Raw genomic sequence first — 16,214 nt, 5'->3', positions numbered from 1 at the left:
CAGAATAGGTGAAACAGTATGTTTTTATAGATTTGATCGGTTTTTTGAATGTTGATTGGTACTTATAAATAATATCAAAAAGTTAAGGTGTAATTTGTCTTTAGGTCGTCTTTATTACTCTTTTTTATCTTTTAAAGTGAAAGTGTTTAAAAATTTATATATGTTATATGGCTGTAAAGATTTTATGTCATAACATTAAAAGGTACTTTCATGTCATTGCAACGCGGCATTTATCAGCATTATAAAGGTAATCTCTATCAAGTTTTTTCTGTGGCAAAACACAGCGAGACTGAAGAGCAACTCGTGGTTTATCAGTGTCTTTATGGTGACTATTCAACTTGGGTACGTCCGCTTGATATGTTTACTGAAACGGTTCAAATGGCTGATGGAAGTATCGTGCCGCGATTCAAGTTAATTCAAAGCACTTAACTCAAACGGCTGTCATATAAAATAACGATTTTAAAGGGTGAAGATATGCCAAATACTTTTTTCTTACAAAGAGTTGCAGATTTATATGACACCTTTAAACGACATGATGCCCAGCAGTCAGATCGCTTGCTACGCTATCGAAATATTGAGGCTGAATCTGCAAAACTTCTGTCGCAATTTATTCGAATGCAGCAAGCCAAATCAATTTTAGAAATTGGTACTTCAACGGGTTATTCTACTCTATGGCTTGCTGAGGCTGCACAATCGACTCATGGAAAAGTAACCACGCTTGAAATTGATGCCAATCGTAGTACTGAGGCGAAACGCCATGCGACTGAACTGGCATTAAATGAAGTCGTTGATTTTTGGATAGGGGATGCCGCCGATTATTTAAAAGAAACTCACGAAACGTTCGATTTTATTTTGTTAGATGCTGAGCGTAATGCTTACGAAAATTATTGGCCCGATTTAAAGCGTCTGATGAAGCCCAAAGGTGGTGTCCTTATTATTGATAAGGTGATTTCACATGCGGCTGAAGTAAGTTCATTCTTATCTTTAATTAAAAAAGATGAAAATTTTATGAGCAGTATTTTGCCAGTAGGCGCAGGTTTAAGTCTGGTGGTTTTAAAGTAGGTTCACTTTCTTGATATATTCTTGGCGATAAGCTTGTGGACTACAGCCCTGTACTTTATTAAATGCACGGGTGAAATTGGCAGGATTAGAATAGCCCAGTTCATAGGCAATATGGGTAATGGTAAAGGTAGAGTTCTCTAATAAATCAATGGCACGCTCAGTGCTAATCCGCTGCTTCAAATTTTGAAATTCAACGCCTTGCTGTTGTAAATAGCGTTGCAAAGTTTTGGTCGAAATATTTAATACTTTGGCACATTCCATTAGGGTTGGGACTTGATTGGCTTGTCGCAACATCATGCTAACCCATTCAACAATCTCACCTTGATGATAGATCTTCTGGATTTGTTCCTGACAGCGTTGTTCAACTATTTTTAAACTATGTGCGTCAGCTAGAGGCAAGGGAAGTGCTAATTGTTGCTGATCAATCACCACGCGGATACCTGAAAGCCACATATAGTTAAAGTGGAAATTGGCTTTTACTAGGGATATGTAACGTTCTTGATAGCTCGGCTCTGGAACACTCAAATACACTTGGTAGCGTTGTAATTGTTGACCTGCCAATTCTAACAAGCTGTAGTAAAACGCCACGGCAATCGCTTCAATATGAAAGGCCAAACATTGCTTATTCATCTGCAAAATCGGTTCAAATAATAGTTCAACCTTTTGCTGATTGGCCGGAAACTGAATGCTGAGCTTAAAACTCGGCATAATCAGTCTAAAATATTGTGCAATCAGCCTAAGAGCATGTTCCAAATTAGGACTGGTCATTAGCGCATAACCGACCAGACTATGTGAGCTGAGTTTGATATTTTTACCCAGTTCAAAGGCTAAGTCTTGAGTGTTGGGCAGGCTTAAACCCATCTCAATGAATTGTTCAATTTGTTGAATCGATAATAATTCTGTTTTTGATAGTTCTTGTTGGAATGCCCTCAGTAAATCATTATCGTATTGATGCGTGCCGATTAAAATTTCAATCAGTCGTAAATAATAACGTGATGGGATAACAGGAATCTGTTGCTTCTGCACAAGAAAAACTCAGCAAAGTCTTAAAATGATAATAGCAAGTCTTAAAATGATAATATAGAGGGGCTATGAACGAACACAATCAATTCAAGCAAAACATTTTGTGTTTGATTGGAGTCTCTAATGAATATGCATACTCAACTGGATGTCGAGCAAGCGACAACAACATTTAAGGATAAGAAACGTTATTTATGGCTATTGGGTTTGGCTGTACCGACCATTGCAATGGGTGGGTTAGCAGGCTATCAATTTGGTCCTAAAAAAACTAAAAAATTCTTCGCTTCATTTGGGCCATTATTTATTCATGGTGTTATTCCTGCATTAGATAAACTGATTGGGGAAGACAAGGAAAATCCGCCATTAGACGCAATCGCGGATTTAGAAGCAGATCCGTATTACGCTCGCATTGTTAAACTTTTTATTCCTTTGCAATATGCGACCAATATTTATGGAGCATATTTAGCCAGTCGTAAAAATACATCTCTTGCTGATCAGGTTTTACTTGGAACTTTGGTGGGTATGGTTAATGGGATTGCCATTAATACGGCACATGAACTCAGCCACAAGAATGGGCAGCTTGAACATTATTTATCTCATTTAGCTTTAGCGCCTTCGGGTTATAACCATTTTCGAATCGAACACCCTTATGGACACCACCGACGCGTTGCGACACCTGAAGACCCAGCATCTTCACAATTTGGCGAAACCTTTTGGAAGTTTTTACCGCGGACTGTAATTGGCAGCTTTAAATCGGCGATTGAAATTGAAAAGAATCGTTTAGAGCGTAAGAAATTACCTTTCTTCTGTAAGGAAAATGAGCTAATTCATGGCTGGGCAATGTCGGCTGTGTACCATGCAGCCATGTTTGCGAAATTTGGTGCGCGTTCAATTCCATTTCAAGTTACTCAGGCTGCGTATGCAATAACTTTGTTTGAATCGGTGAATTACATTGAACATTATGGTTTAAAGCGTGCAAAGAAAGAAAATGGCCAATATGAACGCACTTTGCCAGAGCATAGCTGGAACAATAATAATGTGGTGACTAATTTGTTCTTGTATCAATTACAACGCCATTCAGATCATCATGCCAATCCAACTCGCAGCTTTCAGACCTTACGTCACTTTGAAGATGCGCCGCAATTACCTGCAGGTTATGGTGCAATGATTTTGCCTGCATTTATTCCATCTTGGTGGTCAAAAATTATGGATGATCGCGTTGTCGAGCACTATAAGGGTGACCTTAGTAAAATCAATATGCATGTTGATGTGAAGGAAAAAATGCTAGAGAAATATATTGGTCAAAATGACGCGGCTTAATAGCCAAAAGATATAAAACAGATCAGCCCCAGCGGGCTGATTTTTTATGATTAAGCAGAAATACGGAGTCTATTAAAATGCAGATCAAACTCAAGATATTTGTGAACAAATGCAGTTTTATCATTGGTACGTAACAAATTATTGTAGATAAACTCTGGAACTGGATGGTAGAGCTCACCTGAGCCATTGCTATAGAAAATTTTTAAATAGCGTGAAGAAACATCGTATTTCCAAGAGGTTACAACAACAGATTTTTCCATATAACTACTCCTACTTTTGTTTGATCTTTTAATACATATATAAAGCTCTTTTGTTTCATAATTCGACAGTACTCTAAGTTAAGCAGGCTGACAATTCATAAATGAAGATTGCTATAAATTTATAAGTATAAGAATTGTAAAAAATTAGCTATAAAATTTGAGTAGAGAATAGGGCTTAGATTTATAAAAATAACCAATAAAAAAACCACCCTAAAAAGGGTGGTTTTCAGACGTATTGGTCTAATCTAAAAAATTAGATTTTACCAACTAGGTCGATAGATGGAGCAAGAGTAGCTTCGCCTTCTTTCCATTTAGCTGGGCAAACTTCACCTGGGTGAGCGTGTACGTATTGAGCAGCTTTTACTTTACGAAGAAGTTCAGACGCGTCACGGCCGATACCACCAGCGTTGAGTTCAACGATTTGGATTTTACCTTCTGGATCGATAACGAAAGTACCACGGTCAGCTAAACCTTCAGATTCAATAAGAACGTCGAAGTTTTTAGAAAGAGTCCAAGTTGGGTCACCAACTAATGGATATTGGATTTTTTTGATTTCTTCAGAAGTGTCGTGCCAAGCTTTGTGAGTGAAGTGTGTATCAGTAGATACAGCATAAATTTCAACACCAAGTTTTTGGAATTCAGCGTAGTTGTCTGCTAAGTCACCAAGTTCAGTTGGACAAACGAAAGTGAAGTCAGCTGGATAGAAGAATACAACAGACCACTTACCTTTAAGGTTAGTTTCGTTAACTTCAACAAATTGGCCGTTGTGGTAAGCAGTTGCTTGGAAAGGTTTAACTTCAGTATTAATCAAGCTCATCATTGTCTCCATGATTGAGGTTTATATTTAAACTTGTTTACGAGATGTAGAATAAATAAAAATTCTTTATTGGGGAAATAGTATTTTTACATGACTAAAATCGGAAAATTGAATAAGTGATAAATTTACGATTTTTAAGTCCCCAAACACTGTATTCGATTTGACTGCAAAAACATGTAAATCAAATGACAGTTATAGTAAAAGAAACTTGCATAACAACATGAAGTCTAGCGAGTCAAAATTCAAGGGTAAAATTTTAAAAAATTAAAAATATATAAAAAACCAAGTGTTTTACCTGAAGGGCATTAGAGCGTAAAATAGAGGATTGTTGTATTTTCAGGAAAATTTGTCTGTGCAGAATGATTTAAATATTGATCAGTGGGTAATGGCAAGAGATCGTTACCGTTTAAATCGTTTGCGTAAAGATAAAAAAGCCAATACAGCAGAGATTGAAAAATTATTTGAACAATCTAATGCCAAAGTAAGGCAACGATTTGAACGACTGCCTAAAATTAAACTGAATCAGGATTTACCTGTTTCTCAATATGCTGACCGTTTAATTGATGCGATTCAAAAGCATCAGGTCATTATTGTGGCAGGTGAGACGGGTTCAGGTAAAACCACTCAGCTTCCTCAAATTGCAATGTTAGCAGGTCGCGGCTTAACGGGCATGATTGGTCATACTCAGCCTCGTCGTTTAGCTGCACGTAGTGTTTCTCAGCGTATTGCAGAAGAAGTCGGCGAAAAGCTTGGTGAATCGATTGGTTTTAAAATCCGATTTAATGAACAAGGTTCGCAAGATTCAATTGTACGGTTAATGACCGATGGTATTTTGCTTGCCGAGTTAGGCAATGACCGTTTCTTGTCTAAATATGACACGATCATTATTGATGAAGCGCATGAACGCTCACTCAATATCGATTTTATTATGGGCTATTTAAAGCAGTTACTGCCAAAACGCCCAGACCTAAAAGTGATTGTGACTTCGGCAACTTTAGATGTAAATCGTTTCAGTAATTACTTTAATAATGCACCAGTTTTTGAAGTAGAAGGTCGTAGTTATCCAGTTGAAGTGCTTTATCGTCCAATTTCAGAAATGAATATTGGCGGAAGTGATGACGATGAATTTGATGATTTCGAAGAAAACTTACCTCGAGCAGTCGTACAGGCAGTAGAAGAATGCTTTGCTGACGCAGAAGCAAAAGGTCACCCCGAACATGCCGACATTTTAATTTTCTCAAGTACAGAACAAGAAATTCGTGAGTTGCAGGAAACCTTGCAAAAGTACGGGCCAAGACACACCGAAATTTTACCTTTGTATGCGCGCTTAGCTGTTTCTGAACAACAAAAGATTTTTAGTCCAGGTGGAAAAGGGCGTCGTATTATTATTGCGACTAACGTGGCCGAAACAGCGCTTACTGTTCCAAATATTCGTTATGTGATTGATAGCGGTTTTGCCCGTATTTCTCGTTATAACTACCGTTCACGTGTGCAACGTTTACCAATTGAGGCAATTTCTCAGGCTGCGGCCAATCAGCGTAAAGGGCGTTGTGGTCGTATTGCGGCGGGTGTCTGTATTCGTTTATATAGCGAAGAAGACTTCTTAAGCCGCCCCGAATTTACCGAACCTGAAATTAAACGAACCAATTTGGCTTCTGTTATTTTGCAAATGCACAGTTTAGGTTTGGGCGAGTTAGAAAACTTTGATTTTATTGAGCCACCAGATTTCCGACTTGTAAATGATGGTCGAAAGCTACTCATCGAGTTAGGGGCGCTTAACGAAAAGAAAAATGAGCTGACTAAAGTCGGGCAAATGATGGCACGTATGCCAATTGACCCACGACTCGCTCGTATGATTGTTGGTGGTGCTCATTTTGGCGTGCTCAAAGAAATCTTAATTGTAGTGAGTGCTTTAGCAGTTCAAGACCCGCGTGAGCGACCAGCCGACAAGCAAATGCAGGCTGACCAAAAGCATGCTTTGTTCAAAGAAGCCGATTCAGATTTTCTGTTTTATTTGAAACTTTGGGAGACTTTAAATCCTAAAGGTGAAGTAGGGATGTCTGAAAATAAACGACGTCAGTTTGCTAAGCAGAATTTTTTAAGTTGGTTACGTTTACGTGAATGGAAACAGACACATCAGCAATTAGTTGAGTTAGCAGAAGGTTTAAAACTTAGCTTTAATGAAAAACCTGCGAATTATGAAAACTTGCACCGTGCATTGCTGACAGGTTTGTTGTCTTTTATTGCGAATAAAACAGATGAGCGCAATACCTTTATGGCGGTGCGTCAGCAAAAGGCTAAAGTTTTTCCAGCAAGTACGTTGCACAAAACCAATACCTCATGGGTGATGGCTTTTGAGATGGTTGAAACCTCTCAAGTGTATTTACGTACTTTAGCCAAAATTGACCCTGAATGGATTTTGCTTGCTGCACGTGACTTATTGAAATATCACTATTTTGAGCCGCACTGGTCCAAGAAAGCTGGGATCGTAAATGCGTATGCGCAAATTTCGCTTTTTGGTTTAATTATTGAACCAAAACGCTTAATTAATTTTGAGAAAGTTGACCAGCCTGCTGCTCATGAGATTTTCTTACGCGATGCATTAACCACTGGTAATTTGGGTACGATCCCACCATTTTTAAAACACAACTTACTTAAACTTGAAGAAGTGGAGCGAGTTGAAGATAAATTGCGTCGCCGTGATTTAGTGGTCGATGAAGAAACGATTTATCAGTTTTACGCCTCTAAGATTCCTGAAGAAATCGCAAGTCGTCGTAGTTTTGAAGACTGGCGTGCGACGGTAGAAGCGAATCATCCGCGTTATTTATTTATTGAAGATGATTCACTTTGGCTCAATGACCGACCAACAACGCAGCAATTCCCAGATCATCTACACAATGGGCAGCTACGTCTAGCAACGACATATCATTTTGACCCGAGCCATGACGAAGATGGTGCGACTGTTCAAATTCCTGTACAGGCATTGCCTCAAGTTGATGAAAATATTTGGTCATGGGGAATTCCGGGTTGGCGTTTAGATTTAATTGAGGCTTTACTTAAAGCTTTACCTAAAGATAAGCGTCGTAATGTAGTGCCTATTCCAGATACTGCTCGCAAGCTCATGCAAGGCATTGATGCAGTACATTTACGTGAACATATCTTTAGTTATTTAGCTTTTGCCTTACGTGGTGAGCAAATTACTGACAAAGATTTCTCGTTTGAACGCATTGATCCATATTTGGTGCCTTTCATTAAAGTGATTGATGAAAAAGGTAAGTTGATTGCAAAAGGCCGTGATTTACCTGAGTTAAAAGCGCGTTGCCGTGTGGAAACACATCGTCCAGTAAAACAGCAAAAAGGTGAGTTTAAAAACTTCCCTGAGAATTTTACTTTTGAGGCTTCACATAAAGTTACGGGTGTTGTTGTGAAACAATATCAGGCTTTAGTTCCTACAAAAGCTTTTGCTGAAATTGAAGCTAAAGATGACTCTGGTGTTGTTATTCAAACTTTTAATGATCAGGCTGAAGCCATTAAGCAGCATCGTGAAGGGATTATCCGTCTGGTTCACATGCAGCTTGGTGACTTAGTTCGTCAGTTGAAAAAGCAGATTTCAAAACCGCTTGCTTTGGCATATTCACCTTTGGGTGATAAAGCTAAGCTTGAGCAGATGTTAGTTTATGCAACATTGCAAATGGCAATTACAACTTTGCCAATTAATGCTGATGAATTTAATAAGCTGCTAGATCAGGTCAAAAAGCAATTTTTGAGTTATGGTCAGCAAGCACTTGAGCAATTAAGTGATATTTATATTCAATGGCAGCAAATTCGCCGTCAGCTTTTAGTGCTTGATGCAGGGGTATTTGGACGCAGTATTGATGATATTGAAGATCAATTAGATCTCATGTCACTTGGTAATTTTGTTTATTGCCAACCAGTCGATCTTTGGCAGGAATATCCGCGATATTTAAAAGCACTGCTATTGCGTTTGGATCGATTGCCAAATAATCTACAGCGAGATCATGCCGCTATTGATGATGTCGATCCATGGATGGACAAGGTATTTAAATTCAAAAACAATCCCAAAATCAAAGAATTGTATTTGATGTTGGAAGAATTTCGCATTTCTTTATTTTCTCAACCGATGAAAACCAAGATGCCTATTTCACCAACTCGACTACAAAAGTTATGGGATCGTTTGGGAATCAGTTAAGATAGATCGGGGTCTGTTTATGTTGTTGTTTAGCCTACAACGCAATTTATAAATGAAAGATTAACAGACCCTATTCATTTTTTTAGGAGTTTTACATGGGCATTCGTATCACAGGTACTGGGTTATTTCACCCAACAGAAATCATTTCTAATGAAGAACTGGCCGACAGTTTAAATGCTTATGTGGAACAATATAACCAAGAGAATGCGGAAAAAATTGCAGCAGGTGAGCTAGAAGAATTACGTGGTTCTAGTGCTGAATTTATTGAAAAAGCGTCTGGTATTAAGCGTCGTTACGTGATTGAGAAATCAGGTATTCTCGATCCAAATCGTTTGCGTCCTCGTTTGTCTGAACGTTCAAATGATGAACTTTCACTTCAAGCAGAGTGGGGCGTCATTGCTGCGAAACAGGCAATGGAAAATGCAGGTGTAACTGCTGAAGATATCGATGTTGTGATTTTGGCATGTTCAAACATGCAGCGTGCTTATCCAGCTGTAGCGATTGAAATCCAGTCAGCACTTGGCATTCAAGGTTATGCCTACGATATGAACGTTGCATGTTCAGCTGCCACTTTTGGTTTGAAACAAGCAGCTGATGCAATTCGTTCGGGTGCTCGCCGTGTTTTATTGGTGAACGTTGAGATTACATCGGGTCACCTAGACTACCGTAACCGTGATTGTCACTTCATTTTTGGTGACGTTGCGACTGCTTCTATTATTGAAGAAACGACTACTAAAACTGGTTTTGAAATTTTAGATATTCATTTATTTACTCAATTTTCAAACAACATTCGCAATAACTTCGGTTTCTTAAACCGTAGCGAAGATGCAGTGGTTGACGACAAGTTATTCCGTCAAGATGGCCGTAAAGTATTTAAAGATGTTTGTCCGTTAGTGGCAAAAATCATTAATGCACAGTTGGAAAAAATGCAGTTAACTGCAAACGATATTAAGCGTTTCTGGTTACATCAAGCCAATGCCAACATGAATGAACTAATCTTGAAATATGTTGCTGGTAAAGAAGCTGATTTAAGCCGTGCACCAATTATTCTAGATGAGTTTGCCAATACCTCTTCAGCAGGTGTGATTATTGCTTTACACCGTACAGGCCACGAAGTAGATAATGGCGAGTATGGCGTGATTTCATCTTTCGGCGCTGGTTATTCAGTAGGTTCGATTGTTGTACAAAAGCATGTTGCTTAAGCTACAAGATTAATTAAAAAAACGCTCGTAAGAGCGTTTTTTTATGAGCGAAATAAAATAAAAAAGCGGGCCAAAATTAGCCCGCTTAGATTGAATCAAAAATGATTAAAACTTTTTGGTGTAGTTTACAAACAAGCGATCTTCACCAAAATCATTGCCATGTTTAACGTTGTAATCAATACGAATATATTGCAGAGCGACGCCTTTTAAGAATGGCTGCTGAAACGCATAATTTAAAATCACATTCGACTCAGTTTCATGGTTTTTCTCACCATTGGCTGCTTTAAAGTCATGGCCGTAAACATATTTCACCATTGCGTTTAAGCCTGGAACGTAATCTTTAAAATCGTAGCCATACATCACATGATAGGACTTTTCGTCTTCTTTAAAGAATCCGGTGGTATTCCAGTTAATGAAATAGGTCTCTGGTAAAAAACCATCCGGTAATGGGTAAGCCGACTCACCCATAATTTGTTGATAACCTAAACCAAAGGTGTGGTTTTTTACTTTAAGAGTCTCTAGCACCCCAATGTTTTGCGCATCAATATCAAAAGTATTGCCATCATCTTTTGCATTGAAGTATTTAAACTTAGAAGTAAGCGCAAAATTAGGTTGTTTCCAATTATGCTCAAGCCCTACATAGTGTTTGTTGTAGAGGTCTTCTAAATTACCAAAGTAGTATTCGCCCTTGAGTGACGGCGTGAATTGATAGCGCAAGTCAATATAGTTAAGGCCATCAGATTCTTTGGTAATGCCATTTGCCGTGAATGAAAACTTTTTAAAGTCTTCTTCATTTCGTGGAGAGACTTTTTCAACCCGACCAATTTCAGCATAAAGCTGATCTGAAAGTTGCGACTTAAGATTGGTTCCCCAATAAGAGGCAAGCAATTGTCGGCTGGCATCAACAGCCGTTACAGGCAAATCTAGCCAGAGTTCACCGATACTTAAAAGGGTTTTGTCATATCCTAGCTTTAAAGTGGCGCCGTATTTTAAAAAGTCGGATGCTTGAGATTGTGTTTCTTTATTAAAAGGCAAAACCGTGTCCGCAACATGTTTATCTGAACTCAAGCGAACGGCGTATTGAACAGAAGCATCGGCACCAATCGTAATGGGCTTATCTGCAATTTGCAGAGGGGTGTCATGCATTTTCGATTTATAAAATAGTGATGCTGCCTGAGACCAGCTACCAGTATCTTTGAGTGCATCATTATCAAAATTACGATTGATATAGGCATTTTTTAAAGTGAATTTCCACTCATCTTCGGGCTGCTGATTTGGATTTGCAGCGAATGAATTGCCACACATCAACACTAAGGTCGCGAAAGTTAAAGCACGTGGCTTAAAGCGATGTAATAATTCCATAATCCATTTCCAAAAAGATGCGCCAATCCTCGGCGCATTTATATTTATTGCTGGGTAAGCGTGTTTTGAGGGTTAAAAGTTGATGGCGTTTGTGCGGCAACAGAGGCTTTTAGATTGACCATAAATATTGCAAACGCAGCAATCACACCCGGAATTGCAATCGCTAAGAAATTCATTTGGTGAGGAAGCTCAAGTGTGAGTAGGGCTCCGGTTAAAACTGGTCCAATAATCGCACCAATACGACCAATTCCAGATGCCCAGCCCATGCCAGTTGAACGAAGTGCTGTTGGATAGAACTGTGCAACGAAAGTGTAGAGTAAGATTTGCGAACCAATTGTGGCAGCACCAGCAATCGCAATCAGGCTATATAAAATAAATTGCGGACTATTAATGCCAAGTAAAATTAAAGCTGCTGATCCCACAATAAACATGATCGTAATAACAGGTTTTAAATGGAATCTATCTGCTAAAGCACCGCCGCCAATTGCACCGACCATGCCGCCAATATTGAGTGCAAACAGGAACAACATGCTCGCACCTAATGAATAGCCCGCTTGCAGCATGAGTTTAGGTAACCAGCTTCCTAAGGCATACACCATGAGTAAGCACATAAAGAAAGCAATCCAGAACATAAATGTGCTGAAGGTACGGCCTTGTTGGAAAAGCGCACGGACAGGTGCATCTGTGGTTGTGCTTTCGTTTAACACCAGTTGTGTATTGGCGTTTACCTGCGTTTCTGGCGCAATTTTACAAACAATACTTTTTGCCTGTTCGCTATGGTTTGATTTCACTAAAAAGGTGAGAGACTCTGGCAAAAATTTCCAAATGAATGGGAGCAATAACAGGGGAATACCCGCAATCAAAAACATGATTTGCCAGCCCATATCTTTAACCAGCCATGCACCGAGTAGAGCAGATGTCATGCCGCCAATTGCATAGCCACTAAACATAATTGCGACTAATGTACTGCGGATTTTTTTTGGTGCGTATTCGGTCATAAGTGCGACAACGTTTGGCATAACGCCACCAATCCCAAGGCCTGCAATAAAGCGTAAAATAGCAAACTCAGTTGGTCCTTTGGCAAAGGCACCTATAAAGGTAAATCCGCTAAATAAGGTGACACAAATCAGGATGGTTTTTTTACGTCCCAGTTTGTCTGAAAGTGTGCCGAAAATCATGGCACCAAACATCATGCCGAATAGAGCAGCACTGGCGAGTAAACCAGCTTCTACCGCAGTTAATGACCATTGCTGCATTAACAGAGGAAGAGCAACCCCATAAATAACTAAATCATATCCATCAAAAATAATAATAAGTAAGCACCAGATTAAAACTTTCCAATGAAAAGATGTAAAACTGGCCTTATCAATTAACTCATTAATATTAACCTTGCTCGTATCCATTTTCTTCACCTCCAATTTGTGAAGCATCGCGTTATTTTTTAATAAACTATTTTGTTATTGAGTTGGAGTCAAAAACCTAATTGATATATCTTTATGTCTTTAAGGTATTGTGCTTTTATTGGTTTAATTATTTGAAAAATATATATTTATTTTTATTGTTTTAGCTGTCTTTGTTGTGTCTTTAAAATAAGATTAAATATTGTATGATGAGAATTTTAAGGATTTTATAGATGTTTTTTTATGGATTTTATTGATAATAATCACAGCTAAAAATATTGTTAAATTTGTATTATGAGTTGAAGTGAAAATATAAAAATAAAATACTAAAGTCTATTATTTAATTATTTTAGAAATTGATCTTAAAAATAAAATTTAATCTATATTCAATAAAAAATCGCCAAATCAGAATTAGCAAATTATTTGCATCCTGATTTGGCGATTGAGGCTTTATTTTAGTGGCGGGCACTTAGATAAAAAACTTAATTTGTGGCTGAAGTTGAACGTGGTGTGAGAATGAAATGGGCGATTACACCAATACAAATACCCCAAAAAACTGAGCTTAATCCAAGGAAATGCATGCCTGATGCGGTAGCTAAAAAGGTAATAAGTGCAGCATCGCGTTGACTATCATTTTTCATGGCAATAGAAATATTGGTGGCAATTGCTCCAAGCAAGGCTAAACCTGCCAGTGCTGCAACTAATTCTTTAGGAAGTAAGCTAAATAACATGACAATACTGCCAGCAAATAAGCCTCCTAAAATATAAAAAATTCCGTTGGCGATTCCTGCGATATAGCGTTTTTCTTTAAGTTCATGCGCATCTTTGCCCATACATAAAGCAGCGGTAATGGAGGCAAGCACAATGGTAATACCGCCGACACAGGCAACAGCTAAAGAGGCAATACTGGTGACAGTAATAATGGGTTTGGCTGGTGTGTCGTAACCGCTGAGTTTCATAATCGCCATACCCGGTAAAAACTGACCAGTTAGACTAACTAAAATGAGAGGAACAGCGAGGTTGAGTGTTGAGTTCCATGTCCATTCTGGGCTAATCCACTGTGGGATCGCTAAACTAAAACTTACATCAACTGGATTCATTTTTCCTAAAATGAGACTTAATAAAACTCCAGCAGCTAACACCCAAATCATGGTGTAGCGCGGCATTAAACGTTTGGCAATTAAAAAGACAATAAGCATGCTAAAGACAATAAAAGGCATGCTATCAGACGCGGTAAATAGACCAATACCAAATTGAAAAAGAATACCCGCCATCATGCCCGCAGCGACGTCTTGCGGAATCCACTTAAGTAACTTGTCGAAGTAACCGGTAACGCCAATTAAAAAAATAACGATGGCAGAAGTAATATAGGCGGCTACCGCTTCATTCAATGATACGTTGGGAAATAGGGTAACTAATAGGGCAGTGCCTGGTGCTGACCATGCGGTTATGACAGGCGTTTTATATTTAATCGAAAGATAAATACCTGAAACGGCGGCACCAATTGAGATTCCCCAAATCCATGACACCATCATATCGGTGGACACATGAGCACGCTGAGCAGCTTGGAAAAAAATAATCAGTGGGCCTGAGTAAGAAATTAAAACCGCAAGAAAGCCAGCAACTGTTGCTGATATGGACCAGTCATTTTTTAATGTCTTGAACAGGGTTGCCATGTGTGATTGCCTCCATGCAAATCATATTATTTACCCAATCATGCAAAAAGATCAGGTTTAACCCTGATCTCCACCTCCGACTGAAATAACCGAGCCAGTCATATAGGATGCTTCGTCTGATGCAAGAAATAAAATTGCATTCACTTGTTCTTGAATTGTGCCATAACGGCCCATAAATGTTCGATCTATGGTTTGATCAACCACTTGCTGCATCCAGTCTTTTTCATTTTGACTTAACGGATTGGCATTGCGTGGTACTTTCCGAGGTGGTGCTTCGGTTCCACCTGTCGCAACGGCATTGACTCGAATTCCGTCTTTGGCATGTTCAAAAGCAAGCGATGCTGTTAGAGCATTTACACCGCCCTTAGATGCAGAGTATGGAATACGATTAATACCACGGGTTGCAATTGAAGAGACATTTACAATAACACCTGCTTGTTGCTTAATCATGGCTGGCAACACAGCACGGCAGCACCATAACGTTGGAAATAACGAGCGATTCACTTCCTTAATAATCTCTTCTTCAGAAAACTCTTCAAAAGGTTTCATCCAGATCGCGCCACCCACATTATTAATCAGGATATCTACCCGACCATAGTGTTCAATGGCTTTTGCAACAACTGCTTGTGCACCTGCATAGGTTTCAAGGTCGGCATTAATCGTGACAGCATTGCCATTTGCACTCTGAATTTCTTTGAGAACTTCCTCAACATATTCAGAGCGGTCAGCCATGATGACTTGGCCGCCTTCAGCTGCAACTTGCAGTGCCACGCCACGGCCAATACCTTGGGCACTACCCGTAACAATCACGACTTTATCGGTAAATCTTTGACGGTTTGACATATATAACTTCTCCACCTTGAATTAGTTTGCAGAGAATTTTTCAAACAAGAAATTAGCAGGTTTGATATTTTCAGTTTCTAACCAGCCACGTACCGCTTCTACCATTGGTACTGGGCCACATAGATAAACATCGACGTCGCCACCGTTTAACCAGTCACTTTCAATATGACCAGTGACATAGCCTTTGCGTTCATGGTTGCTCTCAGGGCTTGCAACTACAGTTCGATATTCAAACCATGGGAATTTTGCTTGCAACTCATTGAGTTTTTCTAGAGCAACCAAATCAAAGTCATTGGTGACGCCAAAGACTAAGCGAACTGGTTGTTCTGAACCTTTTTCTTCAAGCACTTGTAACATTGACATAAATGGAGCAATACCAGTACCGCCTGCCAGCATCAGCACTGGACGCACTACATTACGTAAGTAGAAGCTACCGAATGGACCGGTAAATGTCATTTTGTCGCCAGCTTGGGCATTTTTGCTCAGGAATTCACTCATTTTGCCGTTCGGTACGTTACGGACTACAAAGCCAGTTAAGCGATTGCCTGGTTTTGAGCTAAATGAATATGAACGTGTTTCGCCAGTTTCAGGAATAGCAACATTCACATACTGACCTGCAAGAAAATGAATATCCGGTTGACCTTCATCAAGTTGAATATCAAATGTGATGGTTGAGTCTGATAAATTTTCAACGCGAGCTAATATGCCTTGGAAGCTATGAATTGCAGTTTTACAAACATCTGACGAGGCTTGAATCTGGAATACCGCATCAGAAGTTGGACGACATTGGCAAGCAAGAATATAGCCTTGCTCAGCTTCTTCTGGAGTTAATGCATCTTCAATATAGGTTTCTTCTGGCATGTCATAACTACCGGACTCGCAAAATGCACGGCAAGTTCCACATGCACCGTCACGGCAATCCAAAGGAATATTAATTTTTTGGCGATAGGCTGCGTCAGATAGGGTTTCGCCTTGAGCTACGTTAATGAAACGTGTAACACCATCTTCAAATTGAAGTGCAACATTGTGGTTTGACATGGCA

General features: G+C 39.2%; 13 protein-coding genes. 5 read left to right on the top strand and 8 right to left on the bottom strand.

Annotated features, from left to right (window positions below):
* Positions 1–210: 210 nt before the first annotated feature.
* Both AC1PJP_RS19100 and AC1PJP_RS19095 read left to right on the top strand, forming a co-directional pair.
* Positions 211–429, top strand: a complete 219-nt coding sequence (locus AC1PJP_RS19100) for a DUF1653 domain-containing protein (protein ID WP_049837791.1) — start codon at positions 211–213, stop codon at positions 427–429.
* Between the two features lie 45 nt (positions 430–474).
* Positions 475–1,062, top strand: a complete 588-nt coding sequence (locus AC1PJP_RS19095; protein ID WP_151822022.1) for an O-methyltransferase — start codon at positions 475–477, stop codon at positions 1,060–1,062.
* Here the strand turns inward: AC1PJP_RS19095 and AC1PJP_RS19090 are convergent.
* Positions 1,054–2,088 carry a helix-turn-helix domain-containing protein gene (locus AC1PJP_RS19090; RefSeq protein ID WP_437119981.1) on the bottom strand — a complete coding sequence of 345 codons (1,035 nt, stop codon included), beginning with the start codon at positions 2,086–2,088 and terminating at the stop codon, positions 1,054–1,056. The genes AC1PJP_RS19095 and AC1PJP_RS19090 overlap by 9 nt on opposite strands.
* A 120-nt stretch (positions 2,089–2,208) precedes the next feature.
* On the opposite strand from AC1PJP_RS19090, the gene AC1PJP_RS19085 reads away from it, so the two are divergent.
* Positions 2,209–3,402, top strand: coding sequence for an alkane 1-monooxygenase (locus AC1PJP_RS19085; protein WP_479768168.1), 1,194 nt, complete (start codon positions 2,209–2,211; stop codon positions 3,400–3,402).
* Between the two features lie 50 nt (positions 3,403–3,452).
* On the opposite strand, the gene AC1PJP_RS19080 is transcribed toward AC1PJP_RS19085, so the two are convergent.
* Both AC1PJP_RS19080 and ahpC read right to left on the bottom strand, forming a co-directional pair.
* Positions 3,453–3,662 carry a KTSC domain-containing protein gene (locus AC1PJP_RS19080; protein ID WP_004793625.1) on the bottom strand — a complete coding sequence of 70 codons (210 nt, stop codon included), beginning with the start codon at positions 3,660–3,662 and terminating at the stop codon, positions 3,453–3,455.
* A gap of 253 nt (positions 3,663–3,915) precedes the next feature.
* Positions 3,916–4,479, bottom strand: a complete 564-nt coding sequence (ahpC, locus tag AC1PJP_RS19075) for an alkyl hydroperoxide reductase subunit C (RefSeq protein WP_003652649.1) — start codon at positions 4,477–4,479, stop codon at positions 3,916–3,918.
* Positions 4,480–4,831: 352 nt separating this feature from the next.
* Here ahpC and hrpA point away from each other — a divergent pair, with 352 nt between their 5' ends.
* Entirely contained in the window at positions 4,832–8,689 is a 3,858-nt protein-coding gene (gene hrpA / locus AC1PJP_RS19070; protein ID WP_479768166.1) for an ATP-dependent RNA helicase HrpA, read from the top strand.
* Between the two features lie 95 nt (positions 8,690–8,784).
* A complete protein-coding gene (locus AC1PJP_RS19065) occupies positions 8,785–9,891 on the top strand; it encodes a beta-ketoacyl-ACP synthase III (RefSeq protein WP_013198471.1) in 1,107 nt (368 codons plus the stop codon).
* Positions 9,892–9,996: 105 nt separating this feature from the next.
* Here AC1PJP_RS19065 and AC1PJP_RS19060 read toward each other — a convergent pair whose 3' ends face one another.
* The 5 genes from AC1PJP_RS19060 to benC all read right to left on the bottom strand — a co-directional run bounded on the left by AC1PJP_RS19060 (position 9,997) and on the right by benC (position 16,210).
* The gene (locus AC1PJP_RS19060; protein WP_479768164.1) at positions 9,997–11,253 is read right to left on the bottom strand and encodes an OprD family outer membrane porin; all 1,257 of its coding nucleotides are present in this window, start codon (positions 11,251–11,253) and stop codon (positions 9,997–9,999) included.
* Positions 11,254–11,297: 44 nt separating this feature from the next.
* Positions 11,298–12,656, bottom strand: a complete 1,359-nt coding sequence (locus tag AC1PJP_RS19055) for an aromatic acid/H+ symport family MFS transporter (protein WP_479768162.1) — start codon at positions 12,654–12,656, stop codon at positions 11,298–11,300.
* 479 nt (positions 12,657–13,135) lie between these two features.
* Positions 13,136–14,329 (bottom strand): benzoate/H(+) symporter BenE, encoded by a 1,194-nt coding sequence (benE, locus tag AC1PJP_RS19050; RefSeq protein WP_479768160.1) that lies wholly within the window; start codon positions 14,327–14,329, stop codon positions 13,136–13,138.
* Positions 14,330–14,386: 57 nt separating this feature from the next.
* Positions 14,387–15,172: a 1,6-dihydroxycyclohexa-2,4-diene-1-carboxylate dehydrogenase gene (locus tag AC1PJP_RS19045; protein WP_198071387.1), complete on the bottom strand. Its 786-nt coding sequence runs from the start codon at positions 15,170–15,172 to the stop codon at positions 14,387–14,389.
* Positions 15,173–15,193: 21 nt separating this feature from the next.
* Positions 15,194–16,210 (bottom strand): benzoate 1,2-dioxygenase electron transfer component BenC, encoded by a 1,017-nt coding sequence (gene benC, locus AC1PJP_RS19040; RefSeq protein ID WP_479768158.1) that lies wholly within the window; start codon positions 16,208–16,210, stop codon positions 15,194–15,196.
* Positions 16,211–16,214 lie beyond the last annotated feature (4 nt).

It is taken from the genome of Acinetobacter sp. V116_7 (genome assembly GCF_056735735.1).
The sequence above is the reverse complement of the archived record's forward strand: the minus strand, read 5'-3'. Positions and strand labels throughout refer to the sequence as shown.